Origin of the sequence: Streptomyces sp. NBC_00464 (genome assembly GCF_036013915.1) — a bacterium.
In the GTDB taxonomy this organism is placed as follows: Bacteria; Actinomycetota; Actinomycetes; order Streptomycetales; family Streptomycetaceae; genus Streptomyces.
In genome coordinates, this window is record NZ_CP107899.1 from 5,743,075 (window position 1) to 5,762,521 (window position 19,447).

Annotated in this window: 13 protein-coding genes; 7 read left to right on the plus strand and 6 right to left on the minus strand. The window is 71.8% G+C overall.

Going from position 1 to position 19,447, the window contains the following annotated elements; genetic code table 11:
• Positions 1-98: 98 nt before the first annotated feature.
• The 4 genes from pulA (at position 99) to OG912_RS25855 (ending at position 9,450) form a co-directional block, all read left to right on the plus strand.
• Entirely contained in the window at positions 99-5,426 is a 5,328-nt protein-coding gene (gene pulA, locus OG912_RS25840) for a pullulanase-type alpha-1,6-glucosidase (protein WP_327711463.1), read from the plus strand.
• 185 nt (positions 5,427-5,611) lie between these two features.
• The gene (locus OG912_RS25845; RefSeq protein ID WP_327711464.1) at positions 5,612-7,648 is read left to right on the plus strand and encodes an ATP-binding protein; all 2,037 of its coding nucleotides are present in this window, start codon (positions 5,612-5,614) and stop codon (positions 7,646-7,648) included.
• A gap of 103 nt (positions 7,649-7,751) precedes the next feature.
• Positions 7,752-8,102, plus strand: a complete 351-nt coding sequence (locus OG912_RS25850) for a 5-carboxymethyl-2-hydroxymuconate Delta-isomerase (RefSeq protein WP_327711465.1) — start codon at positions 7,752-7,754, stop codon at positions 8,100-8,102.
• A gap of 82 nt (positions 8,103-8,184) precedes the next feature.
• A complete protein-coding gene (locus OG912_RS25855) occupies positions 8,185-9,450 on the plus strand; it encodes a hypothetical protein (RefSeq protein WP_327711466.1) in 1,266 nt (421 codons plus the stop codon).
• 49 nt (positions 9,451-9,499) lie between these two features.
• On the opposite strand, the gene OG912_RS25860 is transcribed toward OG912_RS25855, so the two are convergent.
• The 4 genes from OG912_RS25860 to OG912_RS25875 form a co-directional block, all read right to left on the minus strand.
• Entirely contained in the window at positions 9,500-10,249 is a 750-nt protein-coding gene (locus OG912_RS25860; RefSeq protein WP_327711467.1) for a TetR/AcrR family transcriptional regulator, read from the minus strand.
• A gap of 27 nt (positions 10,250-10,276) precedes the next feature.
• Entirely contained in the window at positions 10,277-11,359 is a 1,083-nt protein-coding gene (locus OG912_RS25865; RefSeq protein ID WP_327711468.1) for a PDR/VanB family oxidoreductase, read from the minus strand.
• A 2-nt stretch (positions 11,360-11,361) separates the two neighbouring features.
• The gene (locus tag OG912_RS25870) at positions 11,362-12,267 is read right to left on the minus strand and encodes a metal-dependent hydrolase (protein WP_327711469.1); all 906 of its coding nucleotides are present in this window, start codon (positions 12,265-12,267) and stop codon (positions 11,362-11,364) included.
• Positions 12,268-12,353: 86 nt separating this feature from the next.
• Positions 12,354-14,342, minus strand: coding sequence for a hypothetical protein (locus OG912_RS25875; protein ID WP_327711470.1), 1,989 nt, complete (start codon positions 14,340-14,342; stop codon positions 12,354-12,356).
• Positions 14,343-14,454: 112 nt separating this feature from the next.
• Here OG912_RS25875 and OG912_RS25880 point away from each other — a divergent pair, with 112 nt between their 5' ends.
• Complete coding sequence (locus OG912_RS25880) at positions 14,455-14,919, plus strand: hypothetical protein (RefSeq protein ID WP_327711471.1); 465 nt, start codon at positions 14,455-14,457, stop codon at positions 14,917-14,919.
• 27 nt (positions 14,920-14,946) lie between these two features.
• On the opposite strand, the gene OG912_RS25885 is transcribed toward OG912_RS25880, so the two are convergent.
• Both OG912_RS25885 and OG912_RS25890 read right to left on the minus strand, forming a co-directional pair.
• Positions 14,947-16,401, minus strand: coding sequence for a DUF1996 domain-containing protein (locus OG912_RS25885; RefSeq protein ID WP_327711472.1), 1,455 nt, complete (start codon positions 16,399-16,401; stop codon positions 14,947-14,949).
• A 106-nt stretch (positions 16,402-16,507) separates the two neighbouring features.
• Positions 16,508-17,053 (minus strand): carboxymuconolactone decarboxylase family protein, encoded by a 546-nt coding sequence (locus OG912_RS25890; protein ID WP_327711473.1) that lies wholly within the window; start codon positions 17,051-17,053, stop codon positions 16,508-16,510.
• A gap of 69 nt (positions 17,054-17,122) precedes the next feature.
• Between OG912_RS25890 and OG912_RS25895 the strand changes: the two genes are divergently transcribed.
• Complete coding sequence (locus OG912_RS25895; RefSeq protein WP_443061021.1) at positions 17,123-17,602, plus strand: MarR family winged helix-turn-helix transcriptional regulator; 480 nt, start codon at positions 17,123-17,125, stop codon at positions 17,600-17,602.
• Between the two features lie 142 nt (positions 17,603-17,744).
• The gene (locus tag OG912_RS25900) at positions 17,745-19,418 is read left to right on the plus strand and encodes an alpha-L-fucosidase (protein ID WP_327711474.1); all 1,674 of its coding nucleotides are present in this window, start codon (positions 17,745-17,747) and stop codon (positions 19,416-19,418) included.
• The last annotated feature ends 29 nt before the right edge of the window (positions 19,419-19,447 follow it).

The window sequence follows — 19,447 nt, forward strand, 5'->3', positions numbered from 1 at the left end:
GGCCGCGCGGTCTCCGGCCGCGCCGTGTCCCCAATCGCCGGACGGGCTGAACATCGCCCGTCCGGCCCCGTACCCGTACCCCGTCGAGGAGAACCCGAGTGATACGTCCGTCCCCGCGCGTGCCCGCGAGAAGAACGGCCACCGCCGTCGTCGCGGCCGCCCTGTGCGCGGCCCTCGTGCCCGCGCTGCCCGCCGCCGCCGCGGCCAGGCCGCCCGCCGCGCCGTCGGACGCGAAGCTGGCAGCCACGCCCGACCGCCACGACCTGACCCGCGAGCAGTTCTACTTCGTCATGCCCGACCGGTTCGCCAACGGCGACACCGGCAACGACAAGGGCGGGCTGACCGGCTCGCGGCTGGAGACCGGGTACGACCCCACCGACAAGGGGTTCTACCAGGGCGGCGACCTCAAGGGGATGACCAGCCGCCTCGACTACATCAAGGGGCTCGGCACCACCGCCATCTGGCTCGCCCCGATCTTCAAGAACCGCCCCGTCCAGGGCACCGGCAAGGACGCGTCGGCCGGCTACCACGGCTACTGGATCACCGACTTCACCCAGGTCGACCCGCACTTCGGGACCAACGCCGACCTGACGAAGCTGATCGAACAGGCCCACCGCAAGGGCATGAAGGTCTTCTTCGACGTCATCACCAACCACACCGCCGACACCGTCGACTACGCCGAGAAGACCTACGGCTACAAGCCCAAGGGCGCCTACCCGTACCTCGACCGGAACGGCCGGCCCTTCGACGACGCCGCCGGTATGGCGAAGACGGACGCGGACTCGTTCCCGTACAAGCCGGTCACCACCGGCGGCAAGACGCCGTCCTGGCTCAACGACCCCACGATGTACCACAACCGCGGCGACTCGACCTATGCCGGCGAGTCCACCACGTACGGCGACTTCTCGGGGCTCGACGACCTGTGGACCGAGCGTCCCGAGGTCGTCTCCGGCATGGAGAAGATCTACGAGAAGTGGGTCCGCGACTTCGACATCGACGGCTTCCGGATCGACACCGTCAAACACGTCGACATGGACTTCTGGACCCAGTGGGCGACCGCGCTCGACGCCTACGCGGCCGAGCACGGCCGCAAGGACTTCTTCATGTTCGGCGAGGTCTACTCCGCCGACACCGCGATCACCTCGCCCTACGTCACCCAGGGGCGGCTCGACGCGACGCTCGACTTCCCCTTCCAGGAAGCGGCCCGCCAGTACGCCTCGCAGGGCGCCCCGGCCTCGAAGCTCGCCGCCGTCTTCGGCGACGACTACCGGTACACCACCGACAAGGCCAACGCCTACGAGCAGGTGAAGTTCCTCGGCAACCACGACATGGGCCGCATCGGGACCTTCCTCAAGCAGGACAACCCGAAGGCGGATGACGCGGAGCTGGTCAAGCGCGCCGAACTCGCCAACGAGCTGATGTTCCTCAGCCGCGGCAACCCCGTCGTCTACTACGGCGACGAGCAGGGCTTCACGGGTGCTGGCGGCGACAAGGACGCCCGGCAGACGATGTTCGCCTCGAAGACCGCGGACTACCTCGACGACGACGAGCTGGGCACCGCACGCACGCACGCCTCCGACGCGTACGACACAAGTCACCCGCTCTACCGGTCCATCGCCGCGCTCTCCGAGCTGACTGCGAAGAACCCGGCGCTGCGCGACGGCGTCCAGACCGAGCGCTACGCCGAGGGCTCCGTCTACGCCTTCTCCCGTACGGACCCCGAGCGCAGCAACGAGTACGTCGTCGCCACGAACAACGGCACCGAGGCGAAGACCGTCGAGCTGTCCACCGAGTCCGCCGGAATGGACTTCCGCACGCTGTACGGCAGTTCCGGCACCGTCCGCAGCGGCGCCGACAAGAAGATCACCGTCACCGTCCCGGCGCTGTCCAGCATCGTGCTGCGCGCCGCGAAGCAGCTGGGCGCTCCCGCGGCCAAGCCCTCCATCACGCTGAAGGCACCCGCCGCCGGCGCCACCGGCACCGTCGAGCTCAGCGCCGACGTCGACGGCGGCACCCTCGCCCGGGTCGTCTTCGCCGCCCAGACCGGCAACGGCAGGTGGACCACCCTCGGCACCGCCGACCACGCCCCGTACAAGGTCACCCAGACCATCGGCGACACCGTCGCCGCCGGAACACCGCTGCGCTACAAGGCGGTCGTGGTCGACCGCACCGGACGCACCGCGAGCGCGCTCGCCGCGTCGGCCGCCGGACAGGCGCCCGCCCCGGCGAAGCCCGTCGCGGTCGAACGCGACTACGCCGTCGTCCACTACAAGCGCGCCGACGGCGACTACGACGGATGGCAGGCCAGGTCCGGCGGCACCACCGCCGCCTTCACCGGGCGGGACGCCTACGGCGCCTTCGCCTGGATCAAGGTGCCGGAGGGCGCTTCCTCGGTTCCGTACACCGTCGAGAAGGCCGGTACGGCAGATGGAGCGGAGCGCACCGTCGACCTCGCGAAGACCGGACAGGTCTGGATCGAGCAGGGCAAGGACGGCCAGGCCGACACCGCCCCCGACGGCGCCTACCCCGCGCCGGACACCACCAAGGCGGTCCTGCACTACTACCGCGCCGACGGCGACTACGACGGCTGGGGCCTGCACACCTGGACCGGCGCCAAGGAGCCGACCGACTGGTCCAAGCCGCTCCAGCCGGTGAAGAAGGACGCCTCCGGCGTCACCTTCGAGGTCCCGCTCGCCGACGGGGCCACCTCGCTCAGCTACATCCTGCACCGCGGCGACGAGAAGGACCTGCCCAGCGACCAGTCACTCGACATCGCGAGCTACGGCCACGAGGTCTGGATGCTCGGCGGCACGGCCGGCTATCTGCTCCCGCAGACCGGCGGAGTCCCCACCCCCGACCTCACCAAGGCCGAGGCGCAGTGGATCGACTCCGACACCGTCGTCTGGAAGGTGAAGGCCACCGAGGCCACCAGCCAGCAGCTCGTCTACGCATCGAGCGGCGGCATCTCCGTCGTCGACGGCGCACTCTCCGACGAGGGCCGGTGGCTGCGGCTCAGCCCGTCCGCACTGACCGACGCGCAGAAGGCGAAGTACCCGCACCTCAAGGACTACCCGGCCTTCACCGTCGACGCCCGTGACCGGGACAGGGTCCGCGAGGCCCTGCGCGGCCAGCTGATCGCCACCCAGCGCGCCGCCAACGGCGCCCTGCTCGCCGCCACCGGCGTCCAGAGCGCCGGTGTGCTCGACGACCTCTACGGGACGAGGGCGAGCAGCGCCTCGCTCGGCCCGGTCTTCCGGCACGGCACGCCCACGCTGTCCGTCTGGGCGCCCACCGCCCGTACCGTCTCCCTCGAACTCGACGGGAAGACCGTCCCGATGCGGCGCGACGACCGCACCGGCGTCTGGTCCGTCACCGGGAAGCGGAGCTGGAACGGCAAGTCCTACCGGTACGTGGTGAACGTCTGGGCGCCCACCGTCCAGAAGCTCGTCACCAACAAGGTCACCGACCCCTACTCCACCGCGCTGACCACCGACTCCGCCCGGAGCCTCGTGGTCGACCTCGACGACGGCAGGCTCGCGCCCAAGGGCTGGAGCGGGCTGCGCAAGCCCGCCGCCGTGCCGCTGCGCGACGCCCAGATCCAGGAACTCCAGATCCGCGACTTCTCGATCGCGGACCCCACGTCCAAGCACCCCGGTGAGTACCTGGCCTTCACCGACACCCGCTCCGACGGGATGAAGCACCTCAAGGAGCTCGCCGACTCCGGCACCAACTACGTCCACCTGCTGCCCGCCTTCGACATCGGCACCATCCCCGAGAAGAAGAAGGACCAGCAGAAGCCCGCCTGTGACCTGTCCGTCTACGCCCCCGACTCCGAGGAGCAGCAGGCCTGCGTGGCGAAGGCCGCCGCGAAGGACGCCTTCAACTGGGGCTACGACCCGCTGCACTACACCGTCCCCGAGGGCTCCTACGCCTCCGACCCGGACGGTACGAAGCGCACCGTCGAGTTCCGGCAGATGGTGCAGGGCCTCAACGGCGCCGGTCTGCGGACCGTCATGGACGTCGTCTACAACCACACCGTCGCCTCCGGCCAGGACGACAAGTCCGTCCTCGACCGGATCGTGCCCGGCTACTACCAACGGCTTCTGGAGGACGGCACCGTCGCCACCTCCACCTGCTGCGCCAACACCGCGCCCGAGAACGCCATGATGGGCAAGCTCGTCGTCGACTCGGTCGTCACCTGGGCCAAGGAGTACAAGGTCGACGGCTTCCGCTTCGACCTGATGGGCCACCACCCCAAGGCCAACATCCTGGCCGTCCGCAAGGCGCTCGACGCACTGACCGTCGCCGGGGACGGCGTCGACGGGAAGAAGATCATCCTGTACGGGGAGGGCTGGAACTTCGGAGAGATCGCCGACGACGCCCGCTTCGTCCAGGCCACCCAGAAGAACATGGCCGGCACCGGCATCGCCACCTTCTCCGACCGGGCCCGCGACGCCGTGCGCGGCGGCTCCCCGTTCGACGAGGACCCCGGCGTGCAGGGCTTCGCCACGGGCCTCTACACCGACCCCAACACCTCCACCCACAACGGCACCGAGGCCGAGCAGAAGGCCCGGCTGCTCCACTACCAGGACCTGATCAAGGTCGGACTCACCGGCAACCTCGCCGACTACACCTTCACCGACACCACCGGCGCCACGGTCAAGGGCTCGGGCGTCGACTACAACGGAGCCCCGGCCGGATACGCCGCCGCCCCCGGCGACGCCCTCGCCTACTCCGACGCCCACGACAACGAGACGCTGTACGACACCCTCGCCTTCAAGCTCCCGGCGGGCACCTCGGCAGCCGACCGGGCCCGTATGCAGGTCCTCGCCATGGCGACGTCCACCCTCTCCCAGGGCCCCTCGCTCTCCCAGGCCGGCACCGACCTGCTGCGCTCCAAGTCGCTGGACCGCAACTCCTTCGACAGCGGCGACTGGTTCAACGCCCTGCACTGGGACTGCCGCGCGGGCAACGGCTTCGGCCGCGGGCTGCCGCCCGCCGCGGACAACCGGGCCAAGTGGTCCTACGCCAAGCCGCTGCTCGCCAACGCGGCGATCAGCCCCGGCTGCGCACAGGTCGACGGCGCCTCCTCCGCGTACCAGGACCTGCTCACCATCCGTGCCACGGAGAAGGACTTCGACCTCTCCACCGCCGGACAGGTGCAGTCCACGCTCTCCTTCCCGCTCTCGGGCAAGGACGAGACGCCCGGCGTGATCACCATGCGGCTCGGCAAGCTGGTCGTCGTCCTCAACGCGGCACCCGGCACCACCACCCAGAAGGTCACCCCCCTGGCCGGAAAGAACTACGCCCTGCACCCCGTCCAGGCGGCGGGCGCGGATCTTACCGTCAAGCGGTCGACGTACGAGCGGAGTTCGGGCACCTTCACCGTTCCGGGACGCACGGTGGCGGTGTTCTCGCTGCGCTGACCGCATCGGGACTACCGTGGGGGCAGCCGCCGGGGAGAGCCGCAGCACCACACTCCCGGGCGTGCCCCTCCACTCCACCCGGCCGGTCCCGGCCCCCTCCCGTACGCACCGGCGCAGATCGCCTGCCGGTGCCGTACGGGCACGGGGCCGGGACCGGCCGATCCACCTGGTCAGCGACGGTGACGATGGCGAGCAACATTCCCGAGGAGACCACGAGTTTCGTCGGACGCGAGGCGGAACTCGACCGGATCGGACTCTCTCTCGCCACCGGCCGGCTGACCACCCTCACCGGCACCGGCGGAGTCGGCAAGACCCGCTTGGCGGTCCGTGCTGCCGGGCGCGCGGAATCCGGCTACCGCGACGGCGTCCGGTGGGCCGACCTCTCCCCGCTCCACGACGACGAACTGCTCCTGGCCACCGTCTCCGACGCGGTCGGGCTGATCTACCACACCCTGCGGATGCCCACCGACGTGCTGTGCGAGTGGCTCGCCGACAAACAACTCCTGCTCGTCCTGGACTCCTGCGAACACCTGCGCCCCGCCTGCGCGCACCTCCTCGGCGAGATCCTCACCACCTCGCCCGGACTCACCGTCCTCGCCACCAGCAGACAGCCCCTGAACATGAAGGGCGAGCAGACCATCGACGTGGAGCCGCTGCCCGTCGACGGTGCGGCCGACGCCCTCACCCTGTTCCGGGAGCGCGCGGCGGCGGCCGCCCCCGGCAGCCCCCTCGACGAGCCCGCCACCGTCGCTGCCACCGCCGAGATCTGCCGGCGCCTCGACGGCATCCCCCTCGCCATCGAACTCGCCGCCGCGGGCATCGGACGCCAGAGCGCCCAGGAGATCGCCGACCGGCTCGCCTCCCGCCTCGACGTGTTCGCCGACGCCACGCTCAGACCGCCGCGCCACCGCACCCTGCGCACCACCATCGGCTGGTCCCACGAACTGTGCACCCCGCTGGAACGGCTGCTCTGGGCCCGCCTCGCCGTGCTGCGCGGCGACTTCGACGAGGACACGGCCGTCACCGTCTGCGCCGGGGGACCGCTCACCGCGGACGCTGTTCCGGCGGTCCTGCGCGCCCTCGTCGCCAAGTCCGTCGTCGCCCGCGACGGCCAACGCCACCGCATGCTGGACACCCTGCGCGAATACGGCCGGATGTGGCTCGCCGAGCTCGGCGAGGAACGCGCCGCCGCCGACCGGCACGCCGCCCGCTTCCTCCAGCTGGCCCGGGGCGCCCACGCCGGCTGGACCGGCGACGACCAGATCCTCTGGTACCACCGCATCGCCGAATCGCACGCCGACCTGTGCGCCGCCCTGGATCACCTGCTCGCCCACGACCCCGCCGCCGCCCAGGAGATGGCCGGCCGGATCGGCTTCTTCTGGTGCTGCTGCGGCCACCTCCCGCAGAACCGGGGCTACGCCCAGCGCGCCCTGGACGCCGGGCCGGACACCGGCCCCCATCGCACCCGGGTCCTGTGGGTGCTCGGCATCTGCGTCCTGCTCCAGGGCGACTACGCGGCCGCCGAGCGGATCGGCGAGGAGTGCGTACGGGCGGCGGCGGACGACGGCACCGACGAGGGGATCCTCGCAGCCGCCTATCTGCGCGGCCTCACCCATCTGATGACGGGCGAACCGGAGAAGGGGCTGCGCGAGGCCGACCGGGTCCTGCGCGCCACCGGGGCCGGCACTCCGCTGGAAACCGCCTACCGGCTGCGCTGCCACCTGATCACCGTCTTCGCCCTGACCGGCCTCGGCCGGCTGGACGAGGCGGCCGAGGCGGCCGTCGTCCTGCGCGCGGCCTGCGAGGCCAGGGACGAGTGCTGGACCCTGAGCTATGTCGACTACCAACTCGCCCTGATCGCACTGCTCCAGGGCCGCGCCGAAGCGGCAGCCGGGCACGCCCGGTCCATGCTCGCGGGCAAGCACCGGCTCCGCGACAGCTTCGGCATCGCGCTCGGCCTGGACCTCCTGGCCGCAGCGATGGCCGCCCAGGGCGAGGGCGCCCGCGCCGCCCGGGTGTACGGCACGGGACAGGTCTACTGGCGGATGGTCGGCCACCCCCAGCGCGGCACACCGGAGCTGGGCCCGCTGCGCGAGGCCTGCGAACGCCAGGCCCGCGCGGCCGTGGGTGACGCCGCCTATCTGCGCGCCTACGAACGGGGCCGCTCCGACAGCGCGGAGGCGGGGCTGGCCCAGGCGCTCCAAGGCGAGTTGCTCAGATAGTGAATCCGGCTTGTGCGCTCTCCCCGGGCCGGGGAAGGGTGGGGGCAGACCGCAGGGGGATCGTCGTCCGCATCCCCCGTCCCACGCCAGCCAGGAGACCGTCATGCCGCAGATCACCGTCGACTACTCCGCCGAACTCGACGACACCTTCGACCGCGCCGGCTTCGCGGGGGCACTGCACCCGCTGATCGCCGAGACGGTCAGCACGAAGATCGCCGCCTGCAAGACCCGCTTCCGCCGGGTCGACGAGACCGTGGTGGCCGACGCACCCAGCGGCGACGCGGTCGTGCACATCGCCATCACGCTGCTGAGCGGCCGCACCCCCGAGGTCAAGGCCCAGCTCACGGAGTCCGTACTGGAGCTGCTGGCCGGCCACATCCGGCCGGCCGAAGGGCTGACCCTGCACCTCTCGGCCGAGACGCACGACCTCGACCCGTCCTACCGTCGGATCTGACGCATGAGAATCACGTAGTGCTGCAACCTGCCGTTGGGACCAAGGCACTCACCGGGTGAGACCGTCTCCGGAAGGAAACCCTGTGCCGAAGTCCAGCCGTCGTCGTTCACTGCTCCGGGCCGCCGTGGCCACGGCTGCTCTGTCCGTCACTCTGCCCATCTCCTTGCCCGCGTCCGCGCTGGACGGGACCGCCGACCCCGCACGCACCTGGGCGAGCGAGGCGGTGCCGTTCAGCGGCGGCAATCTCGTAGACGTCGTGAACATGGGACGGGGGAAGACCTGGGCGGCCGGATTCACCCTGCACATGGAGGGCAAGGTGACCCGATTCCAGCCGGTGGTCGCCGAACGCTCCGGGCCCGGCGGCGCGTGGGCACCCGTGGCGTCGGCCACCGCGGCCGCGGGAGCGGTCAACAGCCGAATCAACGCCGTGGACGCGAACGGCCCCGGCGATGTGTGGCTCGTGGGCGACGACGCCTCCGCCCTCGACGGCCGGGTTTACACCCAGCACTTCGACGGCACGCGGTGGGAGGTCGTGCCGGCGGATCTGCCGGAGAAGGCGCAGGCGGCGTCCCTGCTGGACGTGGACACACGTCGGGGAGGTGCCTGGGCCGTCGGTTTCGCACAGATCGAGGTGTCGCGCACCTGGAACGAGGAGAAGGGGGGCTGGATCATCGAGTCCCGGCATGCCGGAATCGCCCGGCACTTCGACGGGACCGCGTGGCGCGACGTACCGCTCCCCGAACTGCCCAGCGACTACTGGTACCTGAACACCGTGCAGGCGGTCTCCTCCGATGACGTCTGGGCGGCCGGCTACGACGGCGCCAGTGGCAGCCCGCTGCTGATGCACTACGACGGGTCCTCCTGGGAGCAGGTCGGCGCTCCCGGAGTCACGGACCTGCCCGGTCAGGCGCAGAGCCTCGCCGTGACCGAGGAGGGCGAGGTGTGGCTGGTGGGTGAGGACTGGTCGCCCGAGGACGGATCCACCCGTGCCCTGGTCGCCCGCCGCGACGGCACGCGGTGGCACAAGGTCGCCGTACCGGACGTGCCCGCGCGGCTCTACGGCCTGACCGTGCGGTCGGGAGGCGGGATCGCCGTCGTGGGCCAGACGCTCGGCGCGCAGCGGGAGGCGCTGGCCTGGGCGTGGAGGCCGGACGCCACCGGTACGGCTCGGGGACGCTGGAAGGACCTGGGGCTTGTGCAGCCCACGCCGACGGATTCCTCGGTCCCCACGGAGAATTCGGCGAGCGGGGTCGTCGGCGGGCGGGGCGGACTGACGGTGGTCGGAACCTCGGCCGCCGAAGGCGCGTGGCCTCAGCCGTTCGTGGCCGTGCGCCCCGGCAACCACTGAGGCCCGCAGGGCCTTCGGCGGGGCCGGTCCCGCCCATCTCGGCCGCGTCCTACCGCAGGATCTGATCCCCACCGGGTCGGCTCAGCCGCTGCGAAGGCAGGGCCGGTACGGCGGGCGCCAGTGAGGAGAGCCGCACCAGCAGGTCTCCGAACGGCCCGTCGGCCGGCTCCTGCGCGAGGACGCGCAGCATGACGCCCGCCATCTCCTCGTTGTACGCGGCGCTCACGGCGGCCAGTGCGGCGAAGTCGTGCACCAGCTGCAACTCCAGCTCCGCACGAGGAATCTGCCGCCCGTCCAGCCAGATCAGGGCCGTCGACTCGGCGAGCGAGACCCAGGACCGGACGACCAACTCCAGCCGGGCCGGGGGTTCCTCGACGCCCAGATGGGCCAGGATCTGCTCGCAGGCCGCCTGACGCACCCCGTCGATCATCGCGTTCGCCGTCGAGGAACCCACCGCCGGGCCGCCCCGCATCAGCGCCGCGAACCCGGGGCCGTGGTCGTCGACGAAGTCGAAGAACCGCCCCATCACCCGCAACAGCCTGGCGCCCAGCGGGCCTTCGTGCGGTTCCAGGAACCGGGTCGCCAGCTCGTCGGCCGCCCGCCGCAGCGCCGCCTCGTACAGGCTCTGCTTGCCCGGGAAGTAGTGGTAGACCAGCGGCCGGGAGATCCCGGCGGCAGCGGCGATCTCGTCGATCGACACCTCGTCCGGGGACCGGTGACTGAACAACTCCAGCGCGACACCGATCAACTGCTGTCTGCGCTCCTCGACGCCCATCCTGCGTCGTACCCCGGTCGTCATGGGGAACAGCGTACCGACCGGCATGACCTAGAGATCCAGCACCAGCCGTTTGCCGCGGCACCGCGACACACAGATCAGCATCGAGTCGCTCCGCTCAGCGTCCGTCAGCAGGTCGTCACGGTGCTCGACCTCGCCCTCCAGGACGCGCTGTTGGCACGTACCGCAGAAGCCCTGCTCACAGGAGTACGAGACGTGCGGCAGCTCGGCCCGCACGGCGGCGAGCACCGACTGGCCGGCCGCGACCGGCACGGTGCGGCCCGAGCGGCGCAGCTCCACCTCGAACGGGGCCGACCCGGTGGCGTCCGTGCCCGGCGCGGAGAACCGCTCCAGATGCAGGGTGCGGCCGGCCGGGAGCGCCGCCGCGACCGCGTCCATCAGCGGCCCCGGGCCGCAGCAGTACACGGCGGTGCCCTCGGCCGCGTCCGCGAGAGCCGCGGCGACGTCCGGGTGGCCCGCCTCGTCCTGCGGGACGACGGTGACGCGGTCGCCGTCCGTGCCCAGCTTCTCGACCTCCGCCAGGAACGGCATCGTCGCCCGGCTGCGGCCCCCGTACAACAGCCGCCAGTCGGCACCGGAGGCCGCGAGCTCGCGCAGCATCGGCAGGACCGGCGTGATGCCGATGCCGCCGACGACGAAGAGGTACGAGGGGGCTGCTGCCAGCGGGAAGCGGTTGCGGGGGCCGCGGACCTCGACCTCCTGGCCCTCGTGGAGCAGGGCGTGCACCTCACGGGAACCGCCGCGGCCGTCCTCGGCCAGCCGGACCGCCACGGTGTACGTGCCGCGCTCGGCCGGGTCGCCGCACAGCGAGTACTGACGGACCTGGCCGGACGGCAGCACCAGGTCCAGATGTGCGCCGGGGTGCCAGGGTGGCAGGTCCGGGCCCTCCAGACGGATCTGCACGACACCGTCCGCAGGCATGGTCCGCTCGGTGATCAGCAGCCGCCGGCCGGTGGTGGAACGGCGCTGCGCACGGCCGGATACCGGCTCCTCCAGCGCGGGCAGCGGCCACAACGGGGACTTCTCGATGCGCCGGCGCATCGCCCGCTTGGCGAGCAGCGCTGCGCCCGCCACCACGGCGACGGTACGCAGACGGGGGAGAGGGAGGGGCATCGTCAGCCGGCTTCCGTCGTGCGGGCCTCGGCCGCGACCGCGGCGGGCGAGTGGGCGAGATAGTCGACGGCCTGTGCCGTGCTGCCCTCTTGGGAGGGGTGGTACGTACGGCTCAGATAGCGCGGGATGGACCGCAGCATCGCGGGGGTGCTGGGCAGAGTGCCGTGCCGGCCGCTGCGGTAGAACTGGCCGAACGACGCCTTGCCGTCCAGCAGGGTCGGGTCGTTCTCCATGAAGAACCGGGTGCCGCGCTGCCAGAGGAAGAGCAGAGCGGAGAACCCCGTCGCCCAGGTCCGCACCCGCCGCCGGTATCCGCCGTCGACATGCATGAACACATCGAAGGCGACCGAGCGGTGCTCGACCTCCTCCGCGCCGTGCCAGCGCAGCAGGTCCAGCATCGTGGGATCGGCGCCGCGCCGGTCCAGCTCGTCGGCGTTCAGGATCCAGTCGCCGAGGAACGCGGTGTAGTGCTCGATCGCCGCGATCGTCGCCACCCGCTCCATCAGCCACCACTTGCGGGCCCGGCCCGGCGGCAGCGTCCGGTCGCCGAGCATCTTCTCGAAGAGCCAGTCGACCTGGGCGGTGTACGGGGTCGGGTCGAGGCCGAGCTCCTTCAGATGCGGGAGCACGTCGTCATGGGCCTGGGAGTGCATCGACTCCTGGCCGATGAACCCGATGACGTCCTGGCGAAGCTGCTCGTCATGGATGTACGGGAGCACCTGGCGGTAGACGTGGATGAACCAGCGTTCCCCGGCCGGGAGCAGCAGATGGAGCACGTTGATGGTGTGCGTGGTGAACGGATCGCCCGGCAACCAGTGCAGGGGGGTCCTGTCCCAGGCGAAGGAGACCCGACGGGCCTTGAGCGGGGTTCGCTCCGACGCGACCGCCGCTGGCTGCGTGTGAGACATGTTGTCAATGTACTGAGGGGTAAGCCCGGGGAACAGAGGCATGCCACGAATTCCCGAGCCCACCTCCGGCCGCCGCCCCGGTGCGCTCAGCGCAGCGCCCCGACCTGCCTGCCGTCCACCAGCCGCCCGGTCAGCCGTGCCCGGTCGCCCGCTCCGGCCGGCATCGCGAGCAGCCGCCCCCGCGCCCGCCCGGCCACCCCGCCGGACGCGGTCAGCGACGTGAACTGCTCGCTGCCCGCCGCGAGTACGTACCACCGGCCGCCACGCGACTTCCACAGCACGCCCGCCAGCACCTGCGGGGAGCGCGCCCCGCACTCCGGCGAATCCTCGGCGCGCGCCGCGACCACCCCCGGCGGCCTGCTCCCCGGCGGCCGGCCGGACGGGGCCTGGAACTGGGCGAGGACCCTGCTCCCGGTGCCCCGCCAGGTCTCCGCCCGGGTGCACAGCCACTGGGCCGTGCCGTTCCCCTCGGGCAGCGACTGCGCCGCGTATCCCCAGGAGTTCACCGTGCGCACCCCGTGCGAGCGCACCGCCGACAGCAGACAGGCGGTCCGCGCCCAGCTCGCGTACTCCGCGCGCCCCGAGACATCGTGCGGCCGCGCCGGCGGGCCCGAGGTCAGCCGGGCCGGGGCGAGTTCACCGAGATCCGTCATCAGCCGGACCGCCGCGTCGTCGGCCAGCTCCACGGCGTACCAGGACCGGCAGCCGGGCCGGTCGAGGGGTGCGGTCGCCGGGGCAGCCGCGGTGCCGGGCGCTGGGCCGGCCACCGGGTCGGTCACCCCGTCGGCGGAGCGGTGCAGCGCGCGCGGCGCCCGGCCCGGCGCGAGCAGGTCCCGGACCCGTGCCTGCCGCACCCAGGGCGCCGTCAGATAGCGGACCGCGCCCTCCGCCGCCCGGTCCACGACCAGGGCGCCCGCCGACGTCACGTCCGCCCCGTCGACCCGGGCGAAGTCGAGCGCCGCACCCTTGGACGGATCGGCGTCACGGGGCTCCGCATACCGCACGACACGCAGCCCGTCGTAGAACAGCACCACCGCGGACGCCCCCACCTCGCCCGCGTACAGCAGCTGCGCCGCCCCCATCGGCGGGCCCTGCGGCGTCCGTGGCGTCGCCGACGTCCGCACACCGACGCCCGGCCGCGCCCACACCCGCAGCGCCCGCCGCAACAGCCGGGTGTCCTCGGTGCGGTCGCCGCGGGTGGGCCAGGCGGTGAAGTCGGTACGCGTCGAGCGCTGCCAGAACGTCGTGGGCACCCTCAGCAACGCCCCCGGATCCTGGGCCTCTTCGGCGGCCGGGTTGCGCGCGTACAGCGGCGCGGAAAGGCTGTCGCGGCCCCAGCCCTCGCCCGGCAGACCCAGCAGCGCCCCGCACACCAGCAGAGCGGCGACACCTGCCAGCGCCGCCCGGACATATCTGCGGCGACGCGGCAGATCCGGTGGCCGCGCCAGGAGCGAACAAGGGTCGAACTCGGGCGAAGCCAACAGCGCGTACGCGGCCGACACCCCGTCCGCCTCCATCAGCGCCGCATGCGGATCGGCCACCCCCGCATCGGACAGCACCCGCCGGACCTCGCAGTCCGCCAGCCCTTCAAGGCCGCGCAGCACGAACGCGGCACGCGCCGCGCCGCTGACCGCCGACAGCCGCTGCTCCAGGGCCAGTTCATCGGCTCCGCCGGAGTGCGGGAACAGCCGCAGCCCCCAGGTCAGCGGCAGAGCGGGCGGAAACTGGGCACGACACGGCCGGCGCCGCAGACGCCATGGCCTGCCCGCCGCCAGCGCACCCCGCAGCACCTGCCGTCGGACGTACGCGTATCCCGGATCGGCCTCCTCCGCGCGGCCGGGACGGCGCGCCAGCGGAACGGCACCGGTGCCCGCCGGCCCGGCTCTGCGCGCCGCCTGCAGGGACCGCTGGGCCAGCGCGTGTGCCGTGAGGACGCGTCGGTCGCGGCTGAGCGAGTGCGGCAGGACCAGATAGCCGAGCCGGGTCAGCCGCGGATAGTGCTCGACGAGCGCGGCCTCGGACTGCCCCGCATCGAACCGGGCGGCGGCTGACGGTACCTCTGGCGGTGGGCGCACGTTCAGCAGAACGAGCGAATCATGCGATGGTCACTCCGGGAGGAGCGGAGGCCCCCGCCCGGTCTCTTCCGTTCGCCTGCCAGGACCCGCCACGAGGCGGCACGATGGCCGGATGACGAAGCGGCGCGGGACGCCAGGGGTGCGGGATGCGCGGCGCCCGGCCGTCGTCGTGGCCGGCTCCGCGGCCCTGGCCCTGCTCGCGGCATGCGGCGGCGGCGACGGGACCGGAATCCCGCCGACCGCCACCGGCACACTGGAGGAACTCGCCGCCCAGGCGCACTGCGAGCCGAAGCTCCAGACCGACGCGCAGGAACTGCGGCAGGCCAACTGCGATACGGACGACGGGCGTTATGTACTGGCCACCTTCGCCACCGACCGCGGACAGCGGGAGTGGATCAACGAGGCCAACGACTACGGCGGCTCGTATCTGGTCGGCCGCGGATGGGTGGCCGTCTCGGACGCCACGGTCATCGCAGCACTGCGCGGCCGGCTCGGGGGGACGGTGGAGACCGCCTCTTCGCACCACTCGGGAAGTGGCGGGAGCGGGGCGGGGGACTCCGGTCACCGCGGGAGCTGACCGCGCAGGTGCGCGGGGCGGCGGGCCTCAGCGGCACCTGTGCCCCTCGTTGATGCAGCTCACCACCTTCCGCATCAGCCTGTCGTCGAAGACGTTGATGAAGTCACCGTGATCGGTGACGGGCTTGTGCAGCTGCTCCGGGAAGGAGTCGACGGCGAACCCGGGCCCCGGCGGCACGTCGTACACGATCCGCTGGACCAGCTGCGGAATGGCCCGGAAGCCGTCCGGACACCTCCCGTCGTCCTGCGTGAAGGCCACATGGGTGCGGTGGTTCGCGCTGTCGGTGTTCTGCCCGTCCCAGCAGCTCTGGAAGGCGAAGGAGCGGACGACCTGGCTGCCCTGCGGACAGATCGGGTACGCGTCCCCGAGCTGCCGGTCCTCGAATCCGGTGCAGCTCCAGGAGGCGTTGGCGTTGGCGTCGCCGTTGGTGAACGCCTTGGCGTCACCGGTGATGATGCGCAGGAAGCGAGGCATGGCCGTGACCTTCCCGGTGGGATTCCCGACGAACCTCAGCGTCACCTGGGACGGCGTCCGGATCTCCCCGGTGTTCCGGTCCTTGCCCCCGCCGTCGGCGTCGGCGTCGTTCTCGTCCGTGCCGTTCTGCAGGCGGAGCACCGGCCAGTAGTACGTGGACCGGTCGCCCTGGTTGCGGCAGGTGGTGTCGCCTGCCGCCAGGTCCTCGTCGCCGGAGAAGGCGTCCGTGGCCTGGTTGCCGACGTAGTCGTGCATGTGGTGGGCGCCGTTGCCGACACCGGGGGCGGCGATGACGTTGTCCGGGTTGAACTTCCCGTTCTGGTTGCGCCCGCACTCGGTGGTGAAGGTGCCGCGCGAGGCGCCGCGGAGCCGGGCCGGTTTCTCGACGTCCGGCCGGACGGACCGGATGTCGACGAAGTCGGAGTCCTCGGGGCCGTTGCCGTTCTGTTCCTGGCCGCCTCCGTTGGCTCCGTCGTCGCCGGGGGCGTCGTCCGTGGGCCCGTCCGTGGGCGTGCTCTCCTCGGCGCCCCCTTCGTCGTCCGCGCGCAGACTGCACGGGGCCAGCGAGCCGAGCCCCTCCGGACGCGGCGCCCGCCGCCCGATGGCGGTCGCGATGCGGTCGATGCTGGCGGTGCGCCGGGCCTTCAGCGGGCCGAGCACGGCGTTCTCGGCGAGGTCCGGATCCCGGGCCATGCTGTCCCGGCGGTCGGCGAACTCCCGGTAGGCATCGGTGATCTGGGTGTCCATGGCGGCGAGTTCGCGGTCGACCTCGGACCGGGCAGGACCGGGCACCTCGGGGATCTCGTCGACCACTTCGGGGCAGTCGATGGTGGAGGCCTGGCGGACCGGCTGCCAGTTCCGGCCGTGGGACGAGCCGGACGAGCCCTCGCCCGCCGAGGCGTGGACGTTGACCGCGGCCAGCCCACCCCCGCCCAGGATCAGTGCGGCCGAGGCGATGATCGCCCGGTTGGCCAACGTGGAGCGTTTCTTGCGCGATGTGCGTCCCATGGAACTCCTCGGACTCCTCAGGCTTCGCGGGGGAGAAGCGTGACGTTCCATACGGCGCCGGTGCGCGGCCCGTTCAACGGGCGGAGGGATTCCGGTGACCCAAGTGTCAGGCGAACTGGGCAAGTTGCGGATCGATCGGCGCCGCGGTCATCCGGTTGGCCAGGGTCGACATGGTGTAGGCGCCGATGCCCAGGACCACTTCCAGCGCGTTGCGGGAGGTGTATCCGTGCGCCAGGAACGACTGGAGCGTCTCGTCGTCGACGGCACCGCTCGTCTCGATGGCGGCCAGGGTGAACTGCCGTACCGCCTCCAGTCGTTCGTCCGGCAGAAGGCTGCCGTCCCGCAGCGCGGCAATGACGCCGGCGTCGGCCCCGAGGGCGGTGAGCCTCGCGGTGTGCATGGCCACGCAGATGTGGCAGCCGTTGCGGTCGGCCATGGTCATGATCACGGTCTCCCGCGACAGCGGGTCCAGGGTCGTCGTCTCGAAGAGCGCGCTCATCTTCAGGAAGCCGTTGAGCAGCTCCGGGGACAGGGCGAGCCGGGCGACGGCGGTCGGCAGGTAGCCCTGCTTCCTGGTCACGGCCTCCATGGTGGGGCGGGCCGCGGCGGGGGCGGATTCGAGGGTGTGGTCGGGGAACACGGACGCGGACATGGGTGACCTCTCGCGGTAAACTCGACAACGTGATTGACGAAAAGGTAAACCAGGTTGTCGAGTTTCGCAATGGCTGAGCGTGACGTGGAGGCCGGTGCGGGCTTCGAGCTGCCCGTGCTCCTGTTCGCCGGATTCCGGTCGATCATCGACGAGTTGCATCGCGAGCTGGCCGAGCACGGTCACCCCGAGATGCGTGCCGCGTACGGCTACGCGCTCCAGGCCGTGGGTCGTGACGGGGCGACGGCCAGCGAGATCGGCCGGCGGCTGGGAGTCTCCAAGCAGGCCGCCGGGAAGACCGTCGAGAAGCTCGAAAGCCTCGGATACGTCGAGCGCGCCGACGATCCGCGGGACGGCCGCCGCAAACTGGTCCGGCTGGCCCCGCGCGGGATCGACGTGCTCGTGCGGTCCGCCCAGGGCTTCGACCGGGTGCGGGCCGCATGGGTCCGGGCGCTGGGGGCCGAGCGGGTCCGGGCCATCGAGTCCGACCTGCGCGCCATGGCTCCCGCGGATGCCTTCCGGCTCGACATGGCGGCCTGGTTCAACGGCTGAGCGAGCGGGTGGCTTGGACTTTGCGCACGAGAGATAGGACGTATGTAGCGCGCACCCTTCCCGACTGCCACTTATTGCGGCAGCATGCACGCGTCGGCACCCGAGAGATCCGACCACTCGTGGTCGCGAATGGGAGGGAACCATGGCACGACGCACCCACGTGCTCAGCGCGCTCGCACTGGCGGCCGCCGCCGCGCTCGTCCCCGTACAGGCCACGGCGCAGCAGTCCGCACCCCAGCGGTCCGCCACACCCGCTGCCCCGTGCAGCGCGCCCGTGAGACCCGCGTCGCAGATGACGGTCGAGGCGTGCGACAGCCCCGAGCGGATCATCGAGAAGGCGGCGAACGTGGTCCCCACGACGGGACAGCTGGCCTGGCAGCAGCGGGAGGTCACCGCCTTCACGCACTTCGGGATGAACACCTTCACCGACCGTGAATGGGGTTCCGGCACCGAGGACGAGAAGCTCTTCGCGCCGAAGAGCATCGACGCCGACCAGTGGATGCGCGCCTACAAGGCGGCCGGCGTCGAGCAGGTCATGCTCACCGTCAAGCACCACGACGGCTTCGTCCTGTACCCGAGCCGCTACACCGACCACTCGGTCGCCCTCAGCCCCGGCAGCCCCGATGTCGTCGCCGCCTATGTGAAGGCAGCCCGCAAGGCCGGACTGAAGGTCGGCCTCTACCTCTCGCCCTCCGACGGCGCCGAACTCCCGCACGCCTGGCACGCCGAGTGGGTCGAGAAGATCCGTGCCAAGCAGGCCGAGGGCAAACCGCTGAGCCTGCCCGAGCGGATGGCGCTGGAGGACGGCGACCGCGCCCCGGCCGGCCAGGGCCGCTTCGGCAACGGCAGCGCCGTCACCGCGCGCACGATTCCCACCCTCGTCCCCGGCGACGACCGCGCCGCCCGTGTGAAGAGCGGCAAGCTGCCCACCTTCGAGGTGAAGGCCGACGACTACGACGCGTACTACCTCAACCAGCTGTACGAGATCTTCACCCAGTACGGTCCGGTCGAGGAGCTCTGGCTCGACGGCGCCAACCCGTGGTCGGGCTCCGGCATCACGCAGAAGTACGACGTCAAGCAGTGGTTCGACATGGTCAAGGCGCTCTCGCCGAACACCGTCGTCTTCCAGGGTCCGCAGGGCGTCCGCTGGGTCGGAAACGAGAACGGCACCGCCCGGGAGACCGAGTGGAGCGTCACCCCGCACACCGCCGACCCGTGGACGGGGCTCGGCAGCCTCCCCAACGACTCGACCGACGCCGACATCGGCTCCCGGGCCAAGCTCCTCGGCCCGGACGTCAACTACCTCCAGTGGTACCCGGCCGAGGCGGACGTCTCCAACCGGCCGGGCTGGTTCTACCACGAGGGCGAACAGCCCAAGAACGCCGCACAGTTGATGAACCTGTACGAGAAGAGCGTCGGCCGTAACGCCTCGCTCCTGCTCAACGTGCCGCCCGCACCCGACGGCCGGATCGCCGCGGGGGACGTCGCATCACTGACCGCCTTCGGCAACGACGTGCGCCGGATCTACGGTTCCGACGTACGCAAGCAGGGCCCCGGCCCGTACACCTTCGACCGGGTGGCCGTCCGCGAGGACGTCCGGCACGGCCAGCGGGTCGAGAGGTTCGCCGTGGAGGCCCGGATCGACGGGGCCTGGCAGCGGATCGCCGAGGGCACCACCATCGGCCACGAGCGCATCCTGCCCCTGCCGGAAGCCGTCACCGCCACCGCCGTCCGCGTCAAGGTGCTGGAATCCAGGGCGAAGCCGTACCTGGGCGCCACGACCCTGCACCTGGCCACCGCACCGGCCGGCTCCTGACCGCTCCCGATCCCGCGCATCCCGGCCGG

Bases quoted from the DNA above. Each gene is read 5' to 3' on its own strand.
- OG912_RS25845 (WP_327711464.1), top strand. From the start codon at position 5,612: ATGGCGAGCAACATTCCCGAGGAGACCACGAGTTTCGTCGGACGCGAG.
- OG912_RS25850 (WP_327711465.1), top strand. From the start codon at position 7,752: ATGCCGCAGATCACCGTCGACTACTCCGCCGAACTCGACGACACCTTC.
- OG912_RS25860 (WP_327711467.1), bottom strand. From the start codon at position 10,249: ATGACGACCGGGGTACGACGCAGGATGGGCGTCGAGGAGCGCAGACAG.
- OG912_RS25865 (WP_327711468.1), bottom strand. From the start codon at position 11,359: ATGCCCCTCCCTCTCCCCCGTCTGCGTACCGTCGCCGTGGTGGCGGGC.
- OG912_RS25870 (WP_327711469.1), bottom strand. From the start codon at position 12,267: ATGTCTCACACGCAGCCAGCGGCGGTCGCGTCGGAGCGAACCCCGCTC.
- OG912_RS25880 (WP_327711471.1), top strand. From the start codon at position 14,455: ATGACGAAGCGGCGCGGGACGCCAGGGGTGCGGGATGCGCGGCGCCCG.
- OG912_RS25885 (WP_327711472.1), bottom strand. From the start codon at position 16,401: ATGGGACGCACATCGCGCAAGAAACGCTCCACGTTGGCCAACCGGGCG.
- OG912_RS25890 (WP_327711473.1), bottom strand. From the start codon at position 17,053: ATGTCCGCGTCCGTGTTCCCCGACCACACCCTCGAATCCGCCCCCGCC.
- OG912_RS25895 (WP_443061021.1), top strand. From the start codon at position 17,123: ATGGCTGAGCGTGACGTGGAGGCCGGTGCGGGCTTCGAGCTGCCCGTG.
- OG912_RS25900 (WP_327711474.1), top strand. From the start codon at position 17,745: ATGGCACGACGCACCCACGTGCTCAGCGCGCTCGCACTGGCGGCCGCC.